Raw genomic sequence first — 24,727 nt, 5'->3', positions numbered from 1 at the left:
GCATGCGTCATCAACAACAACTTCATGTGGTGCCTGCCCGCTATCCCGCCCGCATCCTGGGCGCCGTGGTAGCGCTGTTTATCCTGGCGGGCGTGGTGCAGTCGGTAGCGTTTAATCCACGCTGGGAATGGGGCGTGTTTGCCCGCTGGTTCTTTGATCCGGTAATTTTACATGGCCTGGGGCAAACGCTGCTGTTGACCCTGCTGGGCACGGTGTTCAGCCTGCTGTTCGGTGGCGTACTGGCGCTGGCGCGGCTCTCGTCGTCCTGGCTGTTAAGCAGCCTGGCATGGGGATACATCTGGCTGTTTCGATCGCTGCCGCTGATCGTGGTGCTGATCATTCTCTACAACTTCTCCTATCTCTACGACACGCTCTCTCTTGGCGTGCCTTTTACCTCGCTGTCATGGGGCCATTTTCAGACCATCAATGTGCTGGGCCAGTTTCCCGCGGCGGTGATTGGTCTGACGCTGGTACAGGCAGCCTACAGTGCAGAGATCATTCGCGGCGGCTTTCTGGGTGTCGATCACGGTCAGGTGGAAGCGGCTTCCGCCCTCGGGCTGTCCGCGTCGCGTCGCACCTTTCGCATCATTCTGCCTCAGGCGTTACGCGCCATTATTCCGACGGCATTTAACGAGATTATCAGCCTCGCGAAGGGCACGGCGATGGTCTATGTGCTGGCGATGCCGGAACTGTTTTACACCATCCAGATGATCTACAACCGCAACCAGGAAGTGATCCCGTTACTGATGGTCGGCGCGGCCTGGTATCTGATTATCACCACCGTCCTGTCAGTGATTCAGCACAGCGTTGAGCGCTGGCTGGCTCGCAGCGTCAGCCGTGAACCCCAACCGTCGCGCTGGCGACAATGGCGCACTCGCGTCGCACCGCTTAATCCTGTTGAGGAGATCGGCCATGTCCGAAGCCATTGATTACCATTTATCCCCTACCACCGGAGCCATCAGCATTACCGGCGTCAGCAAACGTTTCGGCAGGCTCAAGGCGCTGGACAACGTCTCGCTGGATCTGGCACCCGGTTCCGTTACGGTGATTCTGGGGCCATCAGGATCGGGAAAATCGACGCTGCTGCGCACCATTAACCACCTGGAACGCGTGGATGAAGGGTTTATCCAGATTGACGGCGATTACATTGGTTATCAGCGTCGGGGTGACAGGCTATATGAGCTGAAGGAGCGGGCGATTCTGCGTCAGCGCATTAACGTGGGCTATGTCTTTCAGAACTTCAATCTGTTTCCCCATCTTACGGTACTGCAAAATTTAATCGAAGCGCCCATCGCGCACCGTCAGCTCTCGAAGCGTGAAGCGATAATCCGTGCCGGTGAGCTACTGGATATCGTCGGCCTGCGTCATAAGGCCGATGCGTGGCCCCGGCATCTCTCTGGCGGGCAGCAGCAGCGCATTGCCATTGCCCGGGCTTTGATGCTGCAACCCCGGGTGATGCTGTTTGATGAGCCAACCTCGGCGCTGGATCCGGAACTGGTCGGCGAAGTGCTGGACGTGATTAAAAAGCTGGCCCGATCGGGCACCACGCTGGTCATCGTGACACACGAAGTGGGATTTGCCCGCGAGGTAGCTGACAACGTGGTGTTTATGGTGGACGGAAAAATTGTCGAGCAGGGCAGCAGTAGCCAGGTGTTAAACCACCCACGACATGAGAGAACGCGCCGCTTTCTGGCGCGCGTACTCTAAGGGGCCAGAATGAGATATGCCTGTGTGACGCTGTGCGCGCTGCTGGTGAGCGGCGCGGTTTTTGCCGAGGAAAAACCGGATGTCGCCCGAAATGAACAGCCGATTCACGCGCCGGTGAACCCTGAGGCGGTTAAAAAAATTCCGGCGGATTTTCATTTTGTTGAGCCCGGCACGTTAACGGTAGCGACTTCAGCCACTCACTCACCGCCGCTGGCGCTGCTGGCGGCGGATAACGTGACCCGCATTGGCAGCGATCCGGATATTGCCCGCCTGCTGGCGGACAGCCTCGGGCTGAAACTTAAACTGGTACCGGCTTCCTGGGAGGACTGGCCGCTGGGGATCAGTGCCGGGCGCTATGACGTGGCCATGTTTAATATCGCGGTGACCGAAGAGCGGAAAAAGAAGTTTGATTTTGCGACCTATCGGGCCGATAACCACGCCTTTGCCGTCAAGGCGGACAGTCCGATCAGCGCGATAACTTCTCCGCCAGACGTGGCGGGCAAACGCATCATCGTGGCCTCCGGCACCAATCAGGAACGTATTTTACTCAGTTGGGACGCACAGAACCGGGCGAAAGGATTGCCACCGGTCACGCCGATTTACCTGACCGACGATGCCTCGGCCACGCTGTATCTGCTTTCAGGGCGGGCAGATGCGATGTTTGGTCCGCACGCCGTGGCGGCCTGGAAGGTGGCGTCACGCGGCCAGACGAAATTAGTCGGCGAGGGGCCCTACCGCGCCTGGGTAGCGGTGACCACGAAAAAAGGCAATGGCCTGGCCGCGGCGCTGCAAACCGCGCTGGATGGCACTATTGCCGGCGGGCAGTATCGCCAGGTGTTACAACGCTGGGGCGAGCAGGATGAGGCGATTACCCATTCGATGGTTAATCCACCCGGGATTATTTACTGAGTAAAACGAGCCAGCCAGGCGCTTCCGTTAAGGCCCATGAACGTGCACCGACCCGTCAGCTCTGGCGGGTTTTTTTATTTCCTTGCAACAGCCCGCGCAGCAGATCGGGGCTGTGTCATCGGCCCGTCATTTTCTGGCGGTATTGGTCTTCATCTTCGCGCTGACGGCGGCAAAAAAGCGGGCGGTTCAGCGGGCAACGGTGGCCGCCGCACCGTTTACAGATTAATCCTACCAGATAAAAAAGACTTAGCGGGTTAAGGAGATATTGTTAACAACTAATTTGGCTTTGGTTAGCGAGTTAGAGTGATTATGTAAATTGTGATGTATAGCGCACATTCCAACCCTGCGACCTTTGTCACACTAAAGAAAAAAAGGAGACATTGTATGACTGCCCAAACTTCCAGTCTGATGTTGCTGATGTCTTTCGCAGCAGGCACATTTTCAGCTGGGGCATCAAATAACCCACAACATTTAATGTTCGCCAGCCCGTCTGCCGGTGTACCAAACAATCCGCTGCCGCTCATTATCTGGCCACGCGTGGTGCCGGAGGACGAAGAGAATATCGCCACCTGGTTCGAGGAAACCTTTGAAAAAAATGGCTGGCCGCCTGACTGGCGCGATCAGTTGTTTCCCTATATGCACTACCATCCTAATACGCATGAGCTTCTTGGCGTCGCTGAAGGCTGGGCGGAAGTGCTGTTTGGGGGCGACAGTGGCCGCATGATTACCCTGCGGGCAGGGGATGCCGTGCTGATCCCTGCGGGTGTCGGGCATCGACAGGTTTCCGCCAGCGAAGATTTCCTGGCGGTAGGTGCCTATCCTGAAGGGCTGAAGCCTGAAATTCTGCGCGATGAAATCGGCCAGCTCAAACTGTCCCAGGAAAAAGTGAAAAAAGTCCCGTTGCCAAAACGGGATCCCTTTACGGGTAAAGCGGGCGCGATGACCGAGATCTGGACCCCGGTTGCCGCCATGATGCACAACCCGTAGCGCGCACAGGGACCGGCTGCCCAAAAGGGATGAAGACGTGGCTGCAGAGGTTTGGCAGCGGCAACCGGCCCCGCTGCCTCCTGCTGAGAGGCGGCCAGGAGACGTTAGCGCCTTTATAGCAACCAGTATTAAGATTTTTCATATCCCGGCGCCGCGCCGAGCCGGCGAAATATCCTGTCTTATCCTGCTGTTTTTCCTGATGAAAACCTGTTTAGGCGCTCATGTGCCGCTGACCGCGCCAACAAATTTGCCTGCCGACCTGCCGTAATTCATAAAAGTGCAAACAATGCGACTTACTTTCGCTGTATCTCCGGGACAGGCACGAAAGTTAACTATGTTTTCAGTCGATCAGGTCATTGAACGTTTCTGGCCGAACCAGCGTCCTGCCAACTGGCAGAAACGGATATTGAAGTGGATTCTACGTGAAGATGAATTCCAGCGCTTTGCCGCGCGCTATCCCCACCTGAAAGGGCTGGATATGGTCGAGCAGGTACTGGAACATCTTGACGTTCGTTGCGAACTTAGCGAGCGCGATCTGGAGCAGATCCCATCGCACGGACCGGTGGTGATCGTGGCGAACCATCCACTGGGTACCATCGACGGCATGGCGTTACTGCATGCGATATCTCAGGTTCGCCGCGACGTGAAAATCGTGGCGAACCGGCTAATTATGCTGCTGGAACCGCTCAACAGCCTGATGTTACCCGTCGACAATATCGGTAACCGCACCAACCGCCAGCAGCTGCAGCACATGCAACAGCACCTGAGCAATCAGGGCGTCCTGATTATCTTCCCGGCGGGCGAAGTGTCCCGCCTGACCAGCGCCGGCGTGCGCGATCGCGAATGGCATCACAGCTTTCTGCGCCTGGCCGCGAAAGCGCGCGCACCGCTGGTACCGGTGCATGTCGAAGGTCGAAACAGCTCACTGTTCTATGCCACCGCGAAAGTCGCACCGTCCGTGGCGATGCTGATGCTGGTGCGTGAAATGTTTAAACAACGCGGGATGCGCATCAAACTGCGTATCGGCGCGCAGATCCCCTTCGCGCACTGGCACGATGGCCATACGCCCGGCAAAGAGCTGGCAAAGCGCGTGCGAAAACATGTTTACCGCCTGGGGCAGGGCAAAAAAGGGCTCTTCCAGACAGAATCCGCCATCGCCCTGGCGGAAGATCGTGCCGAACTGAAAAAGGCTCTGCTGCAAAGCGAGTTGCTGGGCAATACGCCTGACGGCAAGAAGATCTATCTGTGGCGGCGTAACGGGGCGACCTGGGTGCCGATACTGCGTGAACTGGGACGACTGCGTGAGATTGCCTTTCGTGCCGTCGGTGAGGGCAGCGGTCGCCGACGGGATCTCGACAGCTACGATGATGACTACTATCACCTGATTCTGTGGGACGACGCAGAGCTGGAAATCGTCGGGGCTTACCGGTTTATCCCCGGTGGCGAACAGCTGGAACGACGCGGCATGGAAGGCCTCTATAGTCACAGCCTGTTCCATTACGACGAACGCATGATCCCTATTCTTCGTCAGGGCATTGAACTGGGCCGCAGCTTTATTCAGCCCGCCTACTGGGGTAAACGCGGGCTGGACTATCTCTGGCTTGGCATCGGGGCTTACGTGGCCAGATATCCCGAGGTGCGCTATCTGTTCGGACCGGTTTCCATCTCTGGCACTATGCCGCTGGCGGCGCGCGATTTGCTGGTCGCGTTCTATCGGATCTATTTCCCAACGGACTTTCCGCTGGCGACCTCGCGCTGTCCTTATCCGGCCTCTCTGCCTGCCGTACTGGCCCAGTTTAGCGGCAATGATTACAAAGAGGATCTTCAGCGGCTGAAGCAGCTGCTCAGTAACCTCGGCGTCGCCATCCCCACGCTCTACAAACAGTATTGCGAAGTCTATGAGCCAGGCGGGGTGCAGTTTATTGATTTCGGCAGCGACCCGGACTTTAACAACTGTATTGATGGGCTGGTTCTGGCGGATTTAACCAAAATCAAGCCATCGCGCTACGAGCGCTACGTGGCGGTCCATCTGCCGAAGTAGCCCGGTGTCACGGTCCTGTCATCAAACTGTCGTAACGTCTTGCACAAAACGTACACGGCAAAGGCGACATCAACATGGCCGCAATTTCACTCTCCGGGCTGAATAAAGCCTTCGCGGCGCAGCCGGTCCTTGAGGCGGTTTCGCTGGAGATCCAGCAGGGTGAGTTTATCGCCGTGCTGGGCCCCTCCGGCTGCGGCAAAACGACCTTACTCAGGTTAATCGCCGGATTTGAAACGCTGGATCGCGGCGAGATCTGGGTGGACGACACGTTGTTTGCCTCCCCGGATTTTCATCTGCCTCCCGAAAACCGCGATCTTGGCGTGGTGTTTCAAAACTACGCGCTGTGGCCGCATATGACGGTGGCTGAAAACGTAGGCTATAGCCTGAAAGTCAGCGGCGTAAACCGTGCCGATCGGGAAGAACGTATCCGGCAGGCCCTGGCGCTGGTCGACCTGCTGGCCTTTGCCGATCGCCGCCCGGCCGATCTGTCCGGCGGTCAGCGTCAACGCGTAGCCCTGGCCCGCTGCCTGGTGGCAAAGCCCCGGCTGGTCCTGCTTGACGAACCTCTGGCTAACCTTGACGTGCATTTGCGTGCCGCCATGGAAGAGGAGTTTCGCCGTTTTCACCGTCACAGCGGGGCCACCTTAATTTATATCACCCACGATCAGCGCGAAGCGATGGCGCTCGCCGATCGCGTTGTGGTGCTGAATGCGGGGCAGGTCATGCAGTTTGCTTCACCACAAACCCTGTGGCGTGAGCCCGCTAATGAGATGGTCGCCACCTTTATTGATGAGGGGCGCGTGCTGCCGGTAAAAGAGATTGAACCGACAGGCCAGGGGCAGGCATCGGTGATGCTGTTTGGTACACGGATGCGGTTGCGCTGTGCCGCGCATCAGACAGCCTTGCCGCAGGGTAAAGCCAGCTTTCATCGGGCCAGTTTCCGCCTGGCGGCTGACGAAACCGGCCATTTCACCGCCAGGGTTGAACGCCTGATTTACCGCGGCGGCCATTACGACATCCATCTGTCTCCACAGGCAGAGCCTGAGGTTTCCATCACGCTGGCCCTTGACGATGTCTCTGCTCTCAGGGTTAACGACACCGTAAATATTGCCGTGACTGACGGCTGGATTCTTCCCGCATAAAGGACTTCAGACAGTATGAAAAAACTCATGCTTACCTCGGTTACATCTCTGCTCTTCACGGCTGCGCTGGCAGGCCCCACGCTGGCGCTGGCGGCAGACAAGCCTGCCGGCACGCTGGTGGTCTACACCTCGCAGGCACCGGAAATTGCGCAGCAAACCATGGACGCGTTCAAAGCGGCCTATCCCGGTATTCAGGTGGAATGGACGCGCAACGGCACCACGCAGTTAATGAACGTGCTGCACACGGAAATGATGAGCGGCAAGGTGAAGCCCGACGTGCTGTTGGTTGCCGACGCCATCAACCTTGGCGCACTGAAGAAAGAGAAGCAGCTCTATGCGTATCAGGATGCGCCCGTCGATCACCTGAAACCCGCCTTTTATGACCGGGATAAAACCTTTTTTGGCACCAAAATTATCGCCACCGTGATTGCCTACAACACGCAGCGCGCTAAACCCGTTAACAGCTGGAAAGCCCTGCTAAACGCGGACAACAAAGGGCAAATTGCCATGCCCAGTCCGCTTTACTCCGGGGCTGCCTTGTATAAGCTGCACACGGATATCACGACGCCTGACATCGGCTGGAACTTCTATAAACAGCTGGCGGCGCTGGGCATCGCGCCGCAGGGCGGTAACGGACCTGCGTTAAAAGCCGTAGCGAGTGGACTGGATAAATATGGTGTGATTACCGATGCCGACATTATCCGGGCTAAAAAGCAGGGATCGCCCATCGACCTGGTCTATCCCGAAGAGGGCGTGTCTTACGTCACGGAACCCGTCGCCATTATGAAATCGGTGCATAACCTGCCTGCCGCGAAAGCCTTTGTGGATTTTCTGCTGTCAGAGCCGGGACAGAAACTGGTGGTTCAGCAGGGTAACCGGCCGGTCGATGACCGCATTGCCGCGCCTGAAGGCTTTGTTCCGGTAGACCAGATCAAACTGCTGACCCCGGACGTGGAGAAGGCGGTGGCCGATGATGCGCAGGTGCGGGAACAGTTTACCGCGCTGTTCGGTGGCTGAGAATGAGCGTGCTGAGTAACGACTGTCAGCCTCGCCGGGTGCATCGCACGCGCTGGCGTTTTCGCGCTGAACCCTGGGTGCTAGGGCTGCTGGTGCTGACGATCGGGCTGCTGTCCGTGGCGCCTTTTACCCGGCTGATCTGGACAGCGATAGCCCCGCAGGGCGTACCGGATTTGACACGGCTGACGCAGCTGTTGATCAGCCGCCGGGTACTCAGCGCCACGTTAACGACCTTAAGCATCGGGCTGAGCGCCACCCTGTTGTCGCTGTTGCTTGGCACGCTCGCCGCCTGGCTGGTGGCGCTGAGCGATATGCGCGCTAAAGCAGCCTGGGTCTTCGCCTTTATCTTACCCCTGATGATTCCGCCACAGGTGACGGCACTTGCCTGGCTGCAGGCGCTGGCGCCAGGCAGCCTGCTGGCATCGCTGTTTCAGCTGCTGGGTTTACCCTGGTTCGCGCCGGGTGAACAACCGCTCTATTCATGGGGCGGCATCGTGCTGCTGCTGGGCCTGCACAATGCGCCACTGGTGTTCCTGACGGTGCGTGCCGGGCTTCGCCGTTTGCCGGCAGAACTGGTGGAAGCCGCGCAGATTAGCGGGGCTTCGCACGGGCAAATCCTGCGCACCATTATTTTACCGCTGGCGCGTCCCGCCATCTTCGCGGGCGCAGCGCTGGCATTTGTGGCAAGCGTGGGTAATTTTGGTATTCAGGCGATGCTGGGCATTCCGGCACGCCTGCCGACCTTAATTACGCTGGTCTATCAGCAACTTAACGCCATTGGCCCCGGTGCGCTGCCGGATACGGCCGTCTATTCTTTGCTGATTGCGCTGATCACCTTAACCGGCATGATGCTGAGCGGCTGGCTGGGTGGACGGCGTGATGTTCGCGTGAGTGGCTCGCCGCGCCCGTTTCAGCAACCGCTTAACGGCGCGCGGCTGCCCACGGAGGTGATGGCCTGGCTGTGGATGGCGGCTACGCTCATCATGCCGGTCAGCGCGCTGCTGACCAGTGCGCTGACGCGCGGCTTTGGTCAGGCCTTGACGTGGCAGACCCTGACGCTGGAAAACTTTTATCAGGCGCTGTGGGGCTATCCCGCAATACGCCATGCTTTCGCGACCAGCCTGTGGCTCACCTCGCTGGCGACGCTGATGCTCACGGTCATGGCGCTGTTTCTGGCTTTCTTCCTGAGCTGGCGACGCACGCGACTGGTGCGCGGCCTGTGGTTTGCCAGCGAGCTGACTTATGCGCTGCCCGGTATCGTGACAGGTGTGGCGGCAATCCTGTTTTTTCTGCCGCCGCTTCCTCTGCTGGCGGTCTCGATTTACGGCACGGTCTGGATCATTCTCGCCGCCTATCTGTCCAACTTCCTGGCCTTAGTCTTGCGCCCCACGCTGGCGGGCTTCGCACAAATTGACCCCTCGCTGGATGAGGCCGCGCGTCTGTGTGGAGCGGGGTTTCTGCGCCGCATGGGCGATATTTTACTGCCGCTGGCGGCGCCGTCTGCGCTGGCGGGAAGCCTGTTGGTCTTTCTGACCGCGCTGAACGAAATTCAGGTCTCGGTGCTGCTGGTGACCTCCGATACGCAAACCCTTGGGCCAACCATTATCTTTCTTGATGAGGGCGGCTCTGCACCGCTGGCTGCCGCCGTAGGATGCCTGATGATTCTGGTTGTTCTGACCTTGATGTTGCTGGCGACGCGCCTGACGCGCGCTTTGCCGCAGGGAGTATTGCCATGGCAAGCCTGACCGTGGTGAGCGGCGTGGGGGGAAAGTTGCCCGCCGCTTTCCTGCTTGAGATTCAGGGATACCGCCTGTTGTGGGATCTGGGCGCGGGGCCGGAGCCCGGCGTAAGGCCGGATTTAACGGTCACGGGGCACGTCGATGCCATCTGTCTGACCCATTCTCATGGAGACCATACAGGTGCACTCGACAGCTGGCAGGCGTTGGGATCGCCGCCGGTTTACGCCACGGAGCTGACCTGGCAGCAGTTGGGAGAGTGCCCAGTACCTGGGCGATCGCGGCACGCATTGCCCTTACGCGGGCAGTGCGCGGTTGGCCCGCTTAATCTGTTTACCGGCCGGAGCGGCCACTCACCGGGATCCGTCTGGTTTCACCTGGCGGTCGCGGGCGGCATCACCTATATGGGCGACTGGAGTCGCGAATCACTGCTGCTGCCTTTTGACCGACCACCACGGGCGCGCTGGTTGATTACCGATGCCTCTTACGGCGACCGTCATCAGCGACTTAATCAGCAGGTTGACGCGCTGGTACAGGCTGCCCGCCACGGGGCGGTGGTCACGGCGCCGTTGCACGGCAGAGGCCCGGAGATGGCACTGCGGCTACGAGCAAAAGGATTACCGGTGGTGCTGTGCCCGCAGGTGCGGGAAGACGTGTCACAGCTGCTGGCGCAAAATGCGCTGCCGGCCGCCACGGCGCTGGCGTTGCTGCCGTTGCTGCGTGAGCCGACGCCTGCGCAATGGCGACCTGACAGCGTTATCGTCGCGGCCGATGCGGTGGCGGACAGCGGCCTGGCCGCCTTGCTGAGCCAGCGACCCGAGTTCAACCTGATTTTTAGCAGTCATGTCGCTCGCGGCACGCGGGCCTTCGCGATGCTACAAAACGGCTCAGCGCAGTGGTTGCCCTGGAATGTCCATCCCCCGCTGGACGATCAACTGGCGTTGATCAAACACAGCGGAGCGGAACAGGTCATTCCCGCTTTTGTCGAGCCGGCATTGTGCCAGCAGTTAATCGCCCGAGCGTCTGCCACGCTCAGCTGGCAGCGTCACTTTACGCTGTCATCCCGCTGGGAAAGCTTTGCCTGATCGCATTAGCTGTAAAGCCCGTGCTGCTGCACCGGCGCATGACCCGGATTATCCCGGATGCGGCGTACCGAGTCGCGTACCACCAGCTTGCCGTTCAGCAGCAGATTACCGGGCGGCAGGTTTGGATCTAAACGCAGCGCCTGAAGCATTTTGACGGCGGCCTCGCCCAGCTCGTCTCGCGGAACCTGAACCGAGGTTAACGGGATCTCCTGCACGGTGGCCAGGTTGAAACCATCCATGCTCATCACGGACACATCTTCCGGCACCCGCAGGCCCGCTTGCTGTAACGCCTGCACCGTTCCGGCGGCAATATAATCGCCACTCGCCAGAATCGCCGTAGGGCGCTGCGCCTGCGGGCAGCGACGCAAATAGTCGCCCAGACAGGCGCTGGCTTCGCTGCTGCTAAAACTGTTGAGCGTAATCAGGTGCTGGCGGCTGTCGAAGCGCAGATTCATGGCATGCCAGGCATCGCGTACACCCTGAAGCCGCTGCTCCATGGTGTAACGCCGAAGGCAGTGCAGCGACAGAATTTGCCGATGGCCCTGTTCAAACAGATAGCGCGCGGAAAACTCGCCAATAAGCTGATGATCCGGCGACACCGAGGGCAGGCGCATTCGGCGGTCGCGGGCGTTGATCAGCACGCAGGGTTTGTTCATTTCGGCCGCCAACTGATGAATGTGTTCATCGTCGATACCGATCAACAGCGCGGCTTCCGTCTGCTGCATCTTGTCGATAAACAGCGCGGCATCACTTTCCACTTCTTCCAGCGGGCAGTAGCGCAACCGCACATCGTGCGGTTTAACGGCTTCGCTGATCCCCTGGATCACCTTGTAATAAAAGATATCCGTGCGGATATCGAATGCCCGCGGTGGCGCAAATACCATCAGGTCATTAAGCAACAGCCGACCATGCTGAAGATTATCCAGTACGCCTTGCTGTTGGGCGATGCGTAACACTTTGTCACGCGTGGCGGCGCGAATATTGGCTTTCCCGGCAAGGACGCGCGAAACCGTGCTGATCGACACGCCGCTCAGGGCAGCAATTTCGCTCACTTTTAAGCTTTGCTTCATTCTGTGATCGCCCTCAAATCTGCAAATGAAAAAATTTTCATAAGGTGCTGAATCGTGTCCCTGCTGGTCTGCAAGGGCATTTTTGTTATTTCCCGATAGTGCCATGAAAAGGGTTGCAAAAAATGGGCTGTACCCACGTTTTCGGCTTTTTTAAGGTCGGATCAGATAAACAGGCTCGCTGCGCGGCAACGCGTCAATCACTGGCTACAGGAGTTTCATCATGAGTCTCGACTCGACCACCCGCACTCACGCGTCGTCGCGCCCGCTGCGGATGATTAAAAATTTGCGCTGGTGGATGCTGGGCATGTTCCTGCTGGGCGTCACGGTGAATTACATCACCCGTAACTCCCTGGGGATTCTGGCACCGGAACTGAAAAGCACCCTGAATATGACCACGGAGCAGTATTCCTGGGTCGTGGCGGCTTTCCAACTGGCCTATACGCTGTTTCAGCCTGTGTGCGGCTGGTTAATTGATGTTATCGGTCTGAAAGTGGGCTTTTTGATCTGCGCCGTTATCTGGTCTGTCACCTGTCTGCTGCACGCCGGGGCAGGAAGCTGGCTGCATCTGGCGCTGTTACGTTTTGTGATGGGCGCATCAGAGGCGGCAGCCACGCCCGCGAATGCCAAGGCCATCGGGGAGTGGTTTCCGAAAAAGGAGCGGCCGGTAGCGGCAGGCTGGGCGGGCGTTGGCTTTTCCGTCGGCGCGATGCTGGCTCCGCCCATTATTTATATCGCGCATATCTCGTTTGGCTGGCAGGGCGCATTCCTGCTCACCGGCGGGCTGGGTTTGATCTGGGTGGCGCTCTGGTGGTGGGGCTATCACTCGCCTGAACGCCATCCGCGCCTCTCGGATGAGGAGCGGGCGTTTATTACCCAGGACAACGAAGTCATCGGCGAAAAGCTGCCGTTTTTCACTGCGATGAAAGTGATTGGGAAAGAGAAGAAGTTTTACGGAATCGCTATTCCGGCTTTTTTAGCCGAGCCCGCCTGGGCGGTCCTGAGCTTCTGGGTGCCGCTCTACCTGGCCAATGAACGCGGCATGGATCTGAAGCAGATCGTGATGTTCGCCTGGCTGCCGTTCCTGGCCGCTGACTTCGGCAGCGTCGCCAGCGGTTACCTGACAAAACTCTACGTGCGCTGGTTTGGCTGCTCCCGCGTGAACTCCATCGTCGCCAGTTCCGTCACCGGGGCCGCGCTGATGATCTCGCTGGCACTGATGACGCTGGTTAAAGATCCCTATCTTGCCATTGCCCTGATCTCCATCGGCGGTTTCGGCCACCAGGTGATTTCCTGCATGTTGAGCGCGCTGGTGGTTGAGCGTTTTGATCGCCGCCAGATGGCGACGGTCAACGGCATGCGCGGGTCCTGCGCCTGGATAGCCAGCTTTATTTTTTCACTGATTATCGGCGTTACCGCCGACACCATTGGCTTCAATCCCTTGTTTATTGCCATGGGCTTTTTTGATCTGATTGGCGCGGTTTTTCTGGTGATGTTTATTGCCGAACGCCGCCAACGTACTGCTAAACAGTGAGGGTAATCTCATGAAAACACTTAAGACATGGACGCTACATCAACAAACGCCGCATTTTGTCGAACTGAAAGTCGAGCAGCGTCACTTTTTACGGATTTACGTATTAGAAAACGGCCTGATGCGCGTGCTGCTGAAACGCGACGGGGAACTGGCGCTGAACCGCACCTGGAGCATTGCCCCGCAGGAGGATGTGCCCTGGGAGGGGCGCGACCGCGAATCGCTGGAAGGTTTTACGCTGCCCGCCTTTACCCTGCAACAGGAGGCGCAACAAATCCGTCTGGCCACGGATCGACTGCGGGTTACCGTGCATTATCCCCTTTGCCTCAGTTGGGAACATTTTGACGGCACCGACTGGCAGCCGCTGGCGGTCGATCGCCATACCGGGGCTTACCTGCTGAACATGCATGGCGATGGCGTGGAACATTATCAGCGTCGTCAGCCGCAGGACCGGGTTTACGGCCTGGGTGAAAAGAGCGGCGATCTCAACCGGGTCAATCGCCGTTTCGAAATGCGCAATCTGGATGCGATGGGCTATAACGCTGCCAGTACCGATCCGCTCTACAAACATATTCCTTTCACGCTGACCCAGCGTGACGGCGTCAGCTTCGGGCTGTTTTACGATAACCTCACCAGCAGCTGGCTGGACCTGGGGAATGAGTTAGATAATTATCATCTGCCTTATCGCCGTTACCGCGCAGAGGCGGGCGATCTGGATTACTACATGATGCTGGGCCCGACGCTGCTGGAGGTGACCAAGGCATTTGTTCGCCTTACCGGCCGGACGCTCTTTCAACCGAAGTGGAGCCTGGGCTACAGCGGCTCCACCATGCACTACACGGATGCGCCTGATGCGCAGCAACAGCTCCTGTCCTTTATTCAACTGTGCCGCGAGCATGAGATTCCCTGCGATTCGTTTCAACTGTCGTCGGGCTACACCTCCATCAATAACAAGCGCTACGTGTTCAACTGGAACTATGACAAGGTGCCGAATCCCAATGCCATGTGCGCTGCTTTCCATCAGGCCGGGATGAAGCTGGCGGCCAACATCAAGCCCTGCCTGTTACAGGATCATCCACGTTATAAAGAAGTGGCGGATCAGGGGCTGTTTATCCGCGATTCGGAACAGGATCGGCCTGAGCGTTCCGTATTCTGGGATGATGAAGGCTCGCATCTGGATTTCACCCATCCCCAAACGGTGGCGTGGTGGCAACAAAACGTCACTGAGCAGTTGCTGAAAAAAGGGATCGATTCGACCTGGAACGATAATAACGAATATGAAGTCTGGGACGGCGAAGCACGCTGCTATGGCTTTGGCCAGCCCATTGCGATTAAGCACATCCGACCGGTGATGCCGCTGCTGATGATGCGCGCCTCGATGGAGGCTCAGCAGCGCTTTGCCCCGGAAAAAAGGCCGTACCTGATTTCCCGTTCAGGCTGCGCAGGCATGCAGCGCTATGTGCAGACGTGGAGCGGGGATAACCGGACAAACTGGCAAACCCTGCGCTATAACATCCGTATGGGGTTGGGAATGAGTCTGTCGGGCCTGTTTAACGTCGGGCACGATGTGGGCGGGTTTGCCGGCGATAAACCGGATGCGGAGCTGTTTGTGCGCTGGGTACAGAATGGCGTGATGCATCCCCGTTTTACTATTCATTCATGGAATGACGATCACACCGTCAACGAGCCCTGGATGTATCCGGAAGCCACATCAATGATTCGTGAGGCTATTCGCCTGCGTTATCGCCTGATGCCGTATCTGTATACGCTGGCCTGGCAGGCCAGCGAGCAGGATGAGCCAATGCTGCGGCCAACCTTCCTCGATCACGAGCACGATCCGCGCACCTATGACGAGTGCGATGATTTCATGCTGGGGCGCGATTTGCTGGTGGCAAGCGTGGTTGAGCAGGGCGCCCGTCAGCGCCAGGTCTATCTGCCAGATAACGCCCACGGCTGGTATGACTGGCACAGCGGTAGCTGGCTGGCGGGGGGCCAGTCGGTAATGCTGGATGCGCCGCTGGATCGTCTGCCGTTACTGGTCCGTGCCGGTGCCGCAATTCCACTGGGAGAGTGTGAAAGTACCACCGATGCGCAGCGTGATAACGTACGGGAACTGCAGCTGTGGCCTGCGCCGGGCAATGCGACCACCTCCGGCGAACTGTTTGACGACGACGGAGAAACGCATGGCTGGCAGAAGGGCAATGCGCTTTGGCTGAGCTGGACGTTAACCAGCAGCGCGTCACGGTTGGAGCTGATCATTGAAAAGCGGGGAGATTATCAGCCAGCGTGGCGTGATATGGCGATTAGCTTACCGCCGGGCGAGAAGCGTCCGTTGTGGGTCAACGGGGAAATGACAACCTGTTACCGACTGGCGTAACCCAGAGCGCAAATCACACTACCGGCCCACCTGCGTGGGCCGGTTTATTTTAGGCGGAGTGGGTTTCGGTGCTCATGCGTCCAAGGTCTTTATCGACCAGGAACAGACCGTTACCGCTATCGCCAACCATCGCCAGTTTATCCAGCACGGTTTTAAACAGCTTCTCTTCTTCATGCTGTTCTGCAACATACCACTGCAGGAAGTTGAAGGTTGAATAGTCCTGCGTTGTCATCGCTGAGTGCGCCAGTTCATTGATTTTACTGGTAATCAGCTTCTCGTGATCCAGCGCCTGAATCAGCACTTCGTTCAGTGAATTGTAGGCAACGGGCGGTGCAGCAATGCTGCCCAGCACCGGCATAGCACCGGTATCGCTCAGATAGTCGAACAGGCGCTGCATGTGTTCCATCTCTTCACGCGAATGCATTTTCAGGAAGGACGCTGCGCCCTCATAGCCTTTATCGCTGCACCACGCACTCATTTGTAAATAGAGATTGGCGGAGAAAAATTCGAGGTTCAGCTGGTCGTTTAAACGTCCAGTCATTTCAGCAGTCAGCATGGCCGCGTCCTTTGAGTGTTAATAAATTAGTGGTGAATTATGCAACAGGCTGGTAACGAATGGGAAGCCTTTTATTGAAAAATTTGCAATTTATCTGTTTGATTTAAAAAGAATTATTTCAACTGTTGAATGCGAGCGATTATCATTGTGGTCAGATTTTCGGGTCGCCAGTTGTCACTCCCTAAGCCGGTGCGCCTGGCTTCCGTGCGGCTTCCTTTACCGGCAGGTCAGGCTGGATGCGGCCTGGCAGGAAGGCAAGGGTGACCCGGCGATGAACTGGCTGCAGCGCATGCGCAAGAAATGCCTGACCAGAGATTTGTGAGGCAAGGCGTGAAGGTGAATCTTATGCGGGTTCATCGCGAAGAAATCGCATAAACTTTTCGTGAAATGCCACCGTTAACCCTCAGGGTGAATATGCAATCTGTCAAAAGCCATGCTGAATTTTACGACGTCCAGTTTTCAAAAGAAGATTTCACCGGTCTGACGATCGCTGAAACGCATTTTGAAGACTGCGAATTCAATAACGCCAACTTTACCTCTGCGGTGTTTTCGGCCTGCAAGTTCATCAACTGTGTGTTTAATCACTGCAATATGAGCCTGCTGAACCCATCCAATAGCCGCTTCTTTGGCGTTCACTTCAATGAGTGCAAGCTGACCGGCATTGACTGGACGACAGCCTACTGGCCCGATTTTTATCTGGATCACGAACTGCATTTTCAGAAATGTATTCTGGCCAGCGGCTCTTTTTTTGGGCTGCGGTTGCAGGGTTTAAAAATGGAGGCATGCAAACTGACAGAGGTGGATTTCAGGGAGTGCGATTTAACCGGCGCAACGCTCACCGAATCGGACCTGACGGGCAGTTTATTCAATCACACCGTACTACGTGGCGCAGATCTCACAGAATCCTGGAATTACGCCATCAATATCTTCCATAACACGGTCGATAAAGCCAAATTTTCTCGCCTGGAAGCGGTTTGTTTGCTGGAAAGTCTGGGCATCGAACTCGTCGATTAGTCGAGGCCTGAGGAGTAACCGCCCCCACGGATACGCTTTATGGGGCAGGTTTCGTTCGTGGTAACGCCTGGCCACCCTGACGCGCTACCGGCGCGGCGGCCTGCCGTTTCTGACTGACGCCACTTTCTCTTCCGTACGCTGTAGGCCAATAGCACAAAATATTGTATGCTATGCCGCCTTAAAGTTGACCAGGTAACCGGAAGCACGCCAATGTAACTTTGCGCTCACCCCGCGACGACATAAAGTCGCATTTGGCACCGTTTATCCGCCGGTAAGGTTCTGCCGGCCACCGTGATTTATCTGCCGCGCCTGTTAGCGCGTGGCTACGTTGAGAAGAATTCACTCATGTCTAATCCCTTTTTAGAAGAGGTGGCACGCCGCCGCACCTTCGCGATTATCTCGCACCCGGATGCCGGTAAAACCACAATTACCGAAAAAGTCCTGCTGTTCGGGCAGGCGATCCAGACCGCCGGTACGGTAAAAGGCCGCGGCTCCAACCAGCATGCGAAGTCTGACTGGATGGAGATGGAAAAGCAGCGTGGTATTTCAATCACGACGTCAGTTATGCAGTTTCCCTATCGTGACAGCCTGGTAAACCTGCTGGATACGCCGGGGCACGAAGACTTCTCTGAAGATACCTATCGTACGCTGACCGCCGTTGACTGCTGCCTGATGGTGATCGACGCAGCGAAAGGCGTTGAAGATCGTACCCGTAAGCTGATGGAAGTGACGCGCCTGCGCGATACGCCGATCCTGACCTTTATGAACAAACTCGACCGTGACATCCGCGATCCGATGGAACTGCTGGATGAAGTGGAAAGCGAGTTAAAGATCGCCTGTGCGCCCATCACTTGGCCAATAGGCTGCGGTAAGTTGTTTAAAGGGGTTTATCACCTTTATAACGATGAAACTTATCTCTATCAGACCGGTAAAGGGCACACCATCCAGGAAGTGCGCATCGTTAAAGGCCTGAACAACCCAGACCTCGACGCGGCCGTCGGCGAAGAGCTGGCCGCACAGCTGCGTGAAGAGCTGGAGCTGGTGCAGGGCGCCTCGCACGAATTCGAAAAAGAGGCTTTCCTTAGCGGTCAGCTCTCTCCGGTGTTCTTTGGTACTGCGCTGGGTAACTTTGGCGTTGATCATATGCTGGATGGCCTGGTGGAGTGGGCGCCGCGCCCCATGCCGCGCCAGACCGATACCCGCCAGGTTGAGGCAAAAGAAGAGAAATTTACCGGTTTCGTGTTCAAGATTCAGGCTAACATGGATCCCAAGCACCGTGACCGCGTGGCGTTTATGCGCGTGGTATCAGGCCGTTATGAAAAAGGCATGAAGCTACGCCAGGTGCGCACTGGCAAAGACGTCGTGATTTCTGATGCGTTAACCTTTATGGCGGGCGACCGTTCGCACGTAGAAGAAGCCTATCCGGGCGATATCATCGGCTTGCATAACCACGGCACGATTCAGATCGGCGACACCTTTACCCAGGGTGAGAACATGAAGTTCACCGGTATTCCGAACTTCGCGCCAGAACTGTTCCGCCGTATTCGCCTGCGCGATCCGCTGAAGCAAAAGCAACTGCTGAAAGGGCTGGTCCAGCTGTCGGAAGAGGGCGCGGTTCAGGTGTTCCGTCCGGTTCACAATAACGACCTGATTGTAGGAGCTGTTGGTGTCCTGCAGTTTGACGTGGTCGTCGCGCGTCTGAAAAGCGAATACAACGTTGAAGCCATCTATGAGGCGATTAACGTTTCTACGGCACGTTGGGTCGAGTGCAGCGATGCCAAAAAGTTCGAAGATTTCCAGCGTAAAAATGAGGTGAACCTCGCGCTGGATGGCGGTGATAACCTGACCTATATCGCTCCCACCATGGTGAATCTGAATATTACTCAGGAACGCTATCCTGATGTGACATTCCGTAAAACCCGCGAGCACTAATTCGTGCTTTCAGGGCCATTCCAGCACGGAATGGCCCTGTTTCAACGGATACAGAACCCTCCTAAAACGCGCCTTTTCCTCTCTTTTGACGCACGATCAACCAGTTACCCGAGCAAAACTCTAAATCCCGACTATGATTACTTCATCGGACGGTTTAAGAGACTTATTCTCCCCGCGTCCAGTGCCGCAGCAGCACTGTTTGCTGCTCTTGCGCCCACAGTTTTGGGCGAGTTAACAGATAGAAGGATGATATCGATGCACACAACTAAGATTACTAAAACATTGATGGCTGCGATGATCGGTACTGCTCTGCTGAGCGGAAGCGCATTTGCAGAGGAATCCGCGTCTCAGAAAGCCTCACAAACGGCTGACAGCGCCGGTGCAAAAATTGACAGCTCAATGAAGAAAGTGGGCGGCTTTATGGATGACAGCGCCGTGACGGCTAAAGCAAAAGCGGCCCTGGTTGATGACGACTCCATCAAAAGCACCGACATTTCTGTCAAAACCCATCAGGGCGTTGTTACCCTGAGCGGCTTTGTGACCTCACAAGATCAGGCTGAGAAAGCCGTGGCCGTGGTGAAAAAAGTTGAAGGCGTTAAATCAGTCAGCGACAAGCTGCACGTGAAAGACGCGAAAAAACAGTCAATGAAAGGTTATGCCGGTGACGCTGCCACAACCAGCGAAATTAAAGCTAAGCTATTAGCAGATGACATGGTTCCTTCACGTAACGTGAAAGTGGAAACCACCGACGGTGTGGTTCAGCTTTCAGGTGAAGTGGCGAATCAGGCACAGTCTGACCGTGCCGAAAGCATCGCTAAAGCTATCGAAGGCGTAAAAAGTGTTAAAAATGACCTGAAGGTCAAGTCTTAACACGACCCGGTGCGGCTTCTTCCGGAAGCCGCACTGATAAAAATACCCATCGTGGGATGAAACAAGCAGTTCAATATTAAAATGGTTAAGGAGAGGCTTATGTTTCGTTGGGGCATTATTTTTCTGGTGATCGCACTGATCGCTGCTGCATTAGGTTTTGGTGGCCTTGCCGGTACCGCAGCCTGGGCAGCTAAAGTCGTATTCGTGGTGGGTATTATTCTGTTCCTCATCAGCTTGTTCACTGGCCGTAAAAAGCTATAGCGATGACCCAGACTGTTTGATGCTGGCGTAGTCAGCATCAAACGGAGACCAGTTATTTGTGCGAATGTTATTGTGAGGCAAAGGATGCTTCATATTCGCAACGATGTGTTAAACGGCGCAACGCCAATAGCACAATTTATGGACAACGTAGCTGGTTCTCCGTGCTAGTATCCTTTCACAATTCTAATCCCTGCATTCCCTACATTTGCCTATCGGGAACCCAATCTGAGGTCGGTACATTGGGTATACGTATTCCCGTGACGCTCGGGGCGATTGAACCCCTTGCTCTCACACCTTTTAAAGCCAGGAAAATCGCCTTAGTGTGCGAGGGTGGCGGTCAACGCGGCATCTTCACCGCCGGCGTATTAGATGAGTTTCAGCGGGCTAAATTCAACCCTTTCCAGCTATTGCTTGGCACGTCTGCCGGGGCACAGAACCTGTCCGCCTTTGTCTGCGCGCAGCCGGGCTACGCACGCCGGGTGATCACCCGCTATACGACCAGCAAGCAGTTTTTCGATCCGCTGCGTTTCTTACGCGGCGGCAATCTTATCGATCTCGACTGGTTAATCGACATCACCCGAAGCGAATTCCCCCTGGCGATGAGCAGTGCCGAAACCCTGTTTTCCAGCGGGCGCGAATTCTATATGTGTGCCTGTCGCAGTGATGACTATGCGCCCAGTTATTTTGCGCCCACCAGTGATAACTGGCTGGAAATCATTAAGGCATCCAGCGCCATTCCGGGCTTTTATCGCCTGGGGGTGGATCTGGAAGGCATCAGCTATCTGGACGGTGGCGTCAGTGATGCTATACCCGTGCGTGAGGCGGCCAAACGTGGCGCAGATACGATCGTGGTGATCCGTACCGTGCCCTCTCAGATGTTCGATACGCCACGCTGGATAACGCGTATGGAACGCTGGTTCAGCGGCGGTGCGCTGCAGCCGATGCTCACTATCCTGCATCATCATGAGCAGACCTATCGGGAAACGCAGCAGTTTATCGAGTCACCGCCAGGGGATTTACGCATCATTGAAATTTTCCCACCGCGCGTGCTGGCCAGTAACGCGTTAGGCAGCCGGATCGCCTCGCTTAACCAGGATTACCACCTGGGACGCCGCTGTGGCCGCTATTTTATGGCGACGCTGGGCCAGTGGCTGAGCGATGCCGAGCCGCAAACGGGGCTGGATATCGTTACGCCTGCCGCGCCGGTGGCGAATGAACCCAACAGTGGGGCGATCGTTACGCCGCTGGCGGGCAATGACGACGCCTGGAATGAAGGCTCGCTGGCATGAGGTTTGTGGATACCCATTGCCACTTTGATTTTCCGCCCTTCGTCGGGCAGGCGGCGGAAAGTCTTGCCCGGGCCGCCCAGTCCGGCGTTGAAAAAATTATCGTGCCCTCGGTAGACGCGGGACGCTTTGCAACGGTCTGCCAGCTGGCTCACGCCCATCCCGCCCTTTATGCTGCGCTGGGGCTGCACCCGATTGTTATTGAACATCATCAGGAATCGCATCTTAGCGAGCTGGAAGCCCGGTTGATAAAGTCGCCCGCTAAGCTGGTAGCGTTAGGTGAGATCGGCCTGGATCTTTATCGGGACGATCCGCAGTTCGACAAGCAGAAACATTTTCTGGATGCGCAGCTGAAGCTGGCTAAACGTTACGATCTGCCGGTGATCCTGCACTCGCGTCGAACGCACGATCAGCTGGCGCTGCATCTGCGCCGTCACGATCTCTCGCGCCGTGGCGTGGTTCATGGTTTTGCCGGTAGCCTGCAGCAGGCCCAGGCTTTTATCAAACTTGGCTATGCGATTGGCGTAGGCGGCACCATTACCTATCCGCGCGCCAGTAAAACCCGACAGACCATCGCACAGTTACCGCTTTCATCCTTGTTGCTGGAAACGGATGCCCCCGATATGCCGCTGAACGGCTTTCAGGGGCAGCCCAACCGACCAGAGCGCGCTTTTCAGGTGTGGCAGGTGCTGTGTGAGCTGCGTGAAGAAGCACCAGAGGTCATTGCCGATGCGCTATGGCACAACAGCCACAGACTTTTTCGCCTTTCCTGATGTCGCCCGTTTACCCTTCTTCTCACAAAATGTTATAATAATAACATTCCCGTCGTGGGCTTATACGGGCTTCGCTTCGCCTGATTTCGAGACTGAATCAACTTTTATCTGAAATATTGCAGTTGTTTCATATTTCGATGTGACGAATGGCACATATTCACCGGCTCCGAATTGTTATTATTATCACATACGGGTGGATAATAATTCACCCCTTGTCCTGGAGATTGTTATGACTGATATCAAACAGCAGGCTCTACGCGCGCTGAAACTGATGGATTTAACCACCCTGAATGAAGATGACACCGATGAGAAAGTGATCGCACTCTGTCACCAGGCGAAATCCCCGGTGGGCAATACCGCCGCCATCTGCATTTATCCGCGTTTTATTCCCATTGCTCGCAAAACGCTGCGTGAGCAGGGCACGCCGGACGTGCGTATTGCCACCGTCACCAACTTCCCCCACGGCAATGACGACATCGAGATCGCACTGGCTGAAACCCGTGCCGCTATCGCCTACGGTGCTGACGAAGTGGACGTGGTTTTCCCTTATCGCGCGCTGATGGCTGGCAATACTCAGGTGGGCTTTGATCTGGTTAAAGCCTGCAAAACAGCCTGTGCGGAAGCGGATGTACTGCTGAAAGTGATTATTGAAACCGGTGAGCTGAAGCAGGAAGCGCTGATCCGTCAGGCCTCTGAAATTGCCATTGATGCCGGAGCGGACTTTATCAAAACCTCAACCGGTAAAGTGCCCGTGAATGCAACGCCCGAAGTGGCGCAGATCATGATGAGCGTGATCCGCGATAAAGGTGTGAAAGCGCAGGTTGGCTTTAAACCGGCTGGCGGCGTGCGTACCGCTGAAGATGCCGCCATCTATCTGCAACTGGCTGAAGATACGCTGGGTGCCGACTGGGCTGACGCACGCCACTTCCGTTTTGGCGCTTCCAGCCTGCTGGCAAACCTGCTGAACACCCTTGGACACAGCAGCGATCCCCGTCAGTCAGGCTACTGATATCCCCGGGCGGCATCTTGCCGCCTTTTCTCCTCTTTCCCTGACGTAAGGGGGCGACTTTGTACCTTGCACAAGAAATCATTCGAAAAAAACGTGACGGCCACGCGCTGAGTGAAGACGAGATTCGTTTCTTCATTAACGGCGTGCGTGATAACAGCGTTTCGGAAGGACAAATTGCCGCGCTGGCAATGACCATTTATTTTCACGATATGTCGCTGCCGGAGCGGGTTGCCCTGACGATGGCGATGCGTGACTCAGGCACCGTGCTGAACTGGAAATCCCTGAATCTTAACGGGCCGGTGGTCGATAAGCACTCCACCGGCGGCGTCGGCGATGTCACCTCGCTGATGCTGGGGCCAATGGTGGCCGCCTGTGGCGGCTATATCCCTATGATCTCAGGTCGCGGGCTGGGGCACACCGGCGGCACCCTGGACAAGCTGGAAGCGATTCCCGAGTTTGACATTTTCCCCAGTGATGACCACTTTCGCCAGACCATAAAGCAGGTTGGCGTGGCAATTATTGGCCAAACCAACTCCCTGGCTCCGGCGGACAAACGCTTTTACGCCACGCGCGACATCACGGCCACCGTGGATTCGATTCCGCTGATCACCGCCTCGATTCTGGCGAAAAAGCTGGCCGAAGGGCTGGATGCGCTGGTGATGGATGTCAAAGTCGGCTCCGGGGCATTTATGCCCACGTATGAAGCCTCTGAAAATCTGGCGCAGGCCATTGTTGGCGTCGCCAACGGCGCGGGCTGTCGCACCACGGCGCTGTTAACGGATATGAACCAGGTGCTGGCCTCCACGGCCGGTAACGCGCTGGAAGTGCGCGAAGCAGTGCGCTTCCTGACCGGTGCGCAGCGTAACCCGCGCCTGCTGGAAGTCACTTTGGCGCTGTGCAGCGAAATGCTGATCTCCGGCAAACTGGCGGAAAATGAGGCTGAGGCACGCGAAAAACTCATGACGGTGCTGGATAACGGCAAGGCCGCAGAGGTGTTTGCCCGCATGGTGGCGGCGCAGAAGGGCCCGACCGATTTTGTTGAGCGCTACGACAGCTATTTACCTGCGCCAACGATGAGCAAAGCGGTTTATGCCGACCGGGCAGGCTGTGTTACCCATATGGATACCCGCGCGCTGGGCATGGCGGTGGTGGCGATGGGCGGTGGACGCCAGCGCGCCAGTGATGCCATCGATTACAGCGTGGGCCTGAGCGACATGATCACCCTGGGCGAGCAGGTGGATGCTTCACGTCCGCTGGCGGTCATCCATGCCAGCAGCGAAGCGCACTGGCAACAGGCCGCTGCCGCCGTAAAAGCCGCGATTACCCTGGGTGAACGCGCCCCGGCAGCCACGCCTGTCGTGTATCGCTGCGTCACTGAGGCAGGCTGACGCAGGGAACCCCTTTATACCGTCCCGGATTCAGGTATA

21 protein-coding genes are annotated in these 24,727 nt (G+C 56.7%); 19 read left to right on the top strand and 2 right to left on the bottom strand.

Features of this window, described 5'->3' with window-relative positions; translation table 11 throughout:
• The first annotated feature begins 2 nt into the window (after positions 1-2).
• From EL29_RS14820 to EL29_RS14780, 9 genes are all read left to right on the top strand, one after another.
• A complete protein-coding gene (locus EL29_RS14820) occupies positions 3-929 on the top strand; it encodes an amino acid ABC transporter permease (RefSeq protein WP_028715798.1) in 927 nt (308 codons plus the stop codon).
• Entirely contained in the window at positions 913-1,707 is a 795-nt protein-coding gene (locus EL29_RS14815; RefSeq protein WP_014605057.1) for an amino acid ABC transporter ATP-binding protein, read from the top strand. Before EL29_RS14820 ends, EL29_RS14815 begins: the two co-directional genes overlap by 17 nt.
• A gap of 9 nt (positions 1,708-1,716) precedes the next feature.
• Positions 1,717-2,616 (top strand): ABC transporter substrate-binding protein, encoded by a 900-nt coding sequence (locus EL29_RS14810; protein ID WP_014594600.1) that lies wholly within the window; start codon positions 1,717-1,719, stop codon positions 2,614-2,616.
• A 384-nt stretch (positions 2,617-3,000) separates the two neighbouring features.
• A complete protein-coding gene (locus EL29_RS14805; RefSeq protein ID WP_013027187.1) occupies positions 3,001-3,603 on the top strand; it encodes a cupin domain-containing protein in 603 nt (200 codons plus the stop codon).
• 334 nt (positions 3,604-3,937) lie between these two features.
• Entirely contained in the window at positions 3,938-5,644 is a 1,707-nt protein-coding gene (gene olsF / locus EL29_RS14800; RefSeq protein WP_013027186.1) for a bifunctional ornithine lipid synthase OlsF, read from the top strand.
• Positions 5,645-5,718: 74 nt separating this feature from the next.
• Positions 5,719-6,786, top strand: a complete 1,068-nt coding sequence (locus EL29_RS14795; RefSeq protein WP_014594597.1) for an ABC transporter ATP-binding protein — start codon at positions 5,719-5,721, stop codon at positions 6,784-6,786.
• Positions 6,787-6,801: 15 nt separating this feature from the next.
• Entirely contained in the window at positions 6,802-7,803 is a 1,002-nt protein-coding gene (locus EL29_RS14790) for an ABC transporter substrate-binding protein (RefSeq protein ID WP_013027184.1), read from the top strand.
• 2 nt (positions 7,804-7,805) lie between these two features.
• Positions 7,806-9,548 (top strand): ABC transporter permease, encoded by a 1,743-nt coding sequence (locus tag EL29_RS14785; RefSeq protein ID WP_014594595.1) that lies wholly within the window; start codon positions 7,806-7,808, stop codon positions 9,546-9,548.
• Entirely contained in the window at positions 9,536-10,624 is a 1,089-nt protein-coding gene (locus tag EL29_RS14780; protein WP_028715795.1) for an MBL fold metallo-hydrolase, read from the top strand. The genes EL29_RS14785 and EL29_RS14780 overlap by 13 nt, the downstream gene beginning before the upstream one ends.
• Positions 10,625-10,629: 5 nt before the next feature.
• Here the strand turns inward: EL29_RS14780 and EL29_RS14775 are convergent, their stop codons facing one another.
• Positions 10,630-11,694: a LacI family DNA-binding transcriptional regulator gene (locus EL29_RS14775; protein ID WP_015699526.1), complete on the bottom strand. Its 1,065-nt coding sequence runs from the start codon at positions 11,692-11,694 to the stop codon at positions 10,630-10,632.
• 220 nt (positions 11,695-11,914) lie between these two features.
• On the opposite strand from EL29_RS14775, the gene EL29_RS14770 reads away from it, so the two are divergent.
• Both EL29_RS14770 and EL29_RS14765 read left to right on the top strand, forming a co-directional pair.
• Positions 11,915-13,225, top strand: coding sequence for an MFS transporter (locus tag EL29_RS14770; protein WP_013027180.1), 1,311 nt, complete (start codon positions 11,915-11,917; stop codon positions 13,223-13,225).
• A 10-nt stretch (positions 13,226-13,235) separates the two neighbouring features.
• The gene (locus EL29_RS14765) at positions 13,236-15,599 is read left to right on the top strand and encodes a glycoside hydrolase family 31 protein (protein ID WP_028715794.1); all 2,364 of its coding nucleotides are present in this window, start codon (positions 13,236-13,238) and stop codon (positions 15,597-15,599) included.
• A 49-nt stretch (positions 15,600-15,648) separates the two neighbouring features.
• On the opposite strand, the gene ftnA is transcribed toward EL29_RS14765, so the two are convergent.
• Entirely contained in the window at positions 15,649-16,155 is a 507-nt protein-coding gene (gene ftnA, locus EL29_RS14760) for a non-heme ferritin (RefSeq protein ID WP_013027178.1), read from the bottom strand.
• Between the two features lie 414 nt (positions 16,156-16,569).
• On the opposite strand from ftnA, the gene EL29_RS14755 reads away from it, so the two are divergent.
• From EL29_RS14755 to deoA, 8 genes are all read left to right on the top strand, one after another.
• Positions 16,570-17,169, top strand: coding sequence for a pentapeptide repeat-containing protein (locus EL29_RS14755; RefSeq protein ID WP_014605062.1), 600 nt, complete (start codon positions 16,570-16,572; stop codon positions 17,167-17,169).
• Between the two features lie 345 nt (positions 17,170-17,514).
• Entirely contained in the window at positions 17,515-19,101 is a 1,587-nt protein-coding gene (prfC, locus tag EL29_RS14750) for a peptide chain release factor 3 (RefSeq protein WP_014594591.1), read from the top strand.
• A 255-nt stretch (positions 19,102-19,356) separates the two neighbouring features.
• The gene (gene osmY, locus EL29_RS14745) at positions 19,357-19,971 is read left to right on the top strand and encodes a molecular chaperone OsmY (RefSeq protein ID WP_014605063.1); all 615 of its coding nucleotides are present in this window, start codon (positions 19,357-19,359) and stop codon (positions 19,969-19,971) included.
• Positions 19,972-20,070: 99 nt separating this feature from the next.
• Positions 20,071-20,232 carry a DUF1328 domain-containing protein gene (locus EL29_RS14740; RefSeq protein ID WP_003848537.1) on the top strand — a complete coding sequence of 54 codons (162 nt, stop codon included), beginning with the start codon at positions 20,071-20,073 and terminating at the stop codon, positions 20,230-20,232.
• 239 nt (positions 20,233-20,471) lie between these two features.
• Complete coding sequence (locus EL29_RS14735) at positions 20,472-21,521, top strand: patatin-like phospholipase family protein (protein WP_014605064.1); 1,050 nt, start codon at positions 20,472-20,474, stop codon at positions 21,519-21,521.
• Entirely contained in the window at positions 21,518-22,291 is a 774-nt protein-coding gene (locus tag EL29_RS14730) for a TatD family hydrolase (RefSeq protein ID WP_028715793.1), read from the top strand. The genes EL29_RS14735 and EL29_RS14730 overlap by 4 nt, the downstream gene beginning before the upstream one ends.
• Positions 22,292-22,520: 229 nt before the next feature.
• Positions 22,521-23,300: a deoxyribose-phosphate aldolase gene (gene deoC, locus EL29_RS14725; protein ID WP_029571467.1), complete on the top strand. Its 780-nt coding sequence runs from the start codon at positions 22,521-22,523 to the stop codon at positions 23,298-23,300.
• Positions 23,301-23,359: 59 nt separating this feature from the next.
• Positions 23,360-24,688, top strand: coding sequence for a thymidine phosphorylase (gene deoA, locus EL29_RS14720; RefSeq protein WP_028715791.1), 1,329 nt, complete (start codon positions 23,360-23,362; stop codon positions 24,686-24,688).
• Positions 24,689-24,727: the final 39 nt, after the last annotated feature.

The organism is Pantoea ananatis LMG 2665 (assembly GCF_000710035.2).
GTDB classification, from domain to species: domain Bacteria; phylum Pseudomonadota; class Gammaproteobacteria; order Enterobacterales; family Enterobacteriaceae; genus Pantoea; species Pantoea ananatis.
The sequence above is the reverse complement of the archived record's forward strand: the minus strand, read 5'-3'. Positions and strand labels throughout refer to the sequence as shown.

Excerpts from the sequence above, each read along its gene's own strand:
- EL29_RS14820 (WP_028715798.1), top strand. The coding sequence starts at position 3 with ATGCGTCATCAACAACAACTTCATGTGGTGCCTGCCCGCTATCCCGCC.
- EL29_RS14815 (WP_014605057.1), top strand. The coding sequence starts at position 913 with ATGTCCGAAGCCATTGATTACCATTTATCCCCTACCACCGGAGCCATC.
- EL29_RS14810 (WP_014594600.1), top strand. The coding sequence starts at position 1,717 with ATGAGATATGCCTGTGTGACGCTGTGCGCGCTGCTGGTGAGCGGCGCG.
- EL29_RS14805 (WP_013027187.1), top strand. The coding sequence starts at position 3,001 with ATGACTGCCCAAACTTCCAGTCTGATGTTGCTGATGTCTTTCGCAGCA.
- olsF (WP_013027186.1), top strand. The coding sequence starts at position 3,938 with ATGTTTTCAGTCGATCAGGTCATTGAACGTTTCTGGCCGAACCAGCGT.
- EL29_RS14795 (WP_014594597.1), top strand. The coding sequence starts at position 5,719 with ATGGCCGCAATTTCACTCTCCGGGCTGAATAAAGCCTTCGCGGCGCAG.
- EL29_RS14790 (WP_013027184.1), top strand. The coding sequence starts at position 6,802 with ATGAAAAAACTCATGCTTACCTCGGTTACATCTCTGCTCTTCACGGCT.
- EL29_RS14785 (WP_014594595.1), top strand. The coding sequence starts at position 7,806 with ATGAGCGTGCTGAGTAACGACTGTCAGCCTCGCCGGGTGCATCGCACG.
- EL29_RS14780 (WP_028715795.1), top strand. The coding sequence starts at position 9,536 with ATGGCAAGCCTGACCGTGGTGAGCGGCGTGGGGGGAAAGTTGCCCGCC.
- EL29_RS14775 (WP_015699526.1), bottom strand. The coding sequence starts at position 11,694 with ATGAAGCAAAGCTTAAAAGTGAGCGAAATTGCTGCCCTGAGCGGCGTG.
- EL29_RS14770 (WP_013027180.1), top strand. The coding sequence starts at position 11,915 with ATGAGTCTCGACTCGACCACCCGCACTCACGCGTCGTCGCGCCCGCTG.
- EL29_RS14765 (WP_028715794.1), top strand. The coding sequence starts at position 13,236 with ATGAAAACACTTAAGACATGGACGCTACATCAACAAACGCCGCATTTT.
- ftnA (WP_013027178.1), bottom strand. The coding sequence starts at position 16,155 with ATGCTGACTGCTGAAATGACTGGACGTTTAAACGACCAGCTGAACCTC.
- EL29_RS14755 (WP_014605062.1), top strand. The coding sequence starts at position 16,570 with ATGCAATCTGTCAAAAGCCATGCTGAATTTTACGACGTCCAGTTTTCA.
- prfC (WP_014594591.1), top strand. The coding sequence starts at position 17,515 with ATGTCTAATCCCTTTTTAGAAGAGGTGGCACGCCGCCGCACCTTCGCG.
- osmY (WP_014605063.1), top strand. The coding sequence starts at position 19,357 with ATGCACACAACTAAGATTACTAAAACATTGATGGCTGCGATGATCGGT.
- EL29_RS14740 (WP_003848537.1), top strand. The coding sequence starts at position 20,071 with ATGTTTCGTTGGGGCATTATTTTTCTGGTGATCGCACTGATCGCTGCT.
- EL29_RS14730 (WP_028715793.1), top strand. The coding sequence starts at position 21,518 with ATGAGGTTTGTGGATACCCATTGCCACTTTGATTTTCCGCCCTTCGTC.
- deoC (WP_029571467.1), top strand. The coding sequence starts at position 22,521 with ATGACTGATATCAAACAGCAGGCTCTACGCGCGCTGAAACTGATGGAT.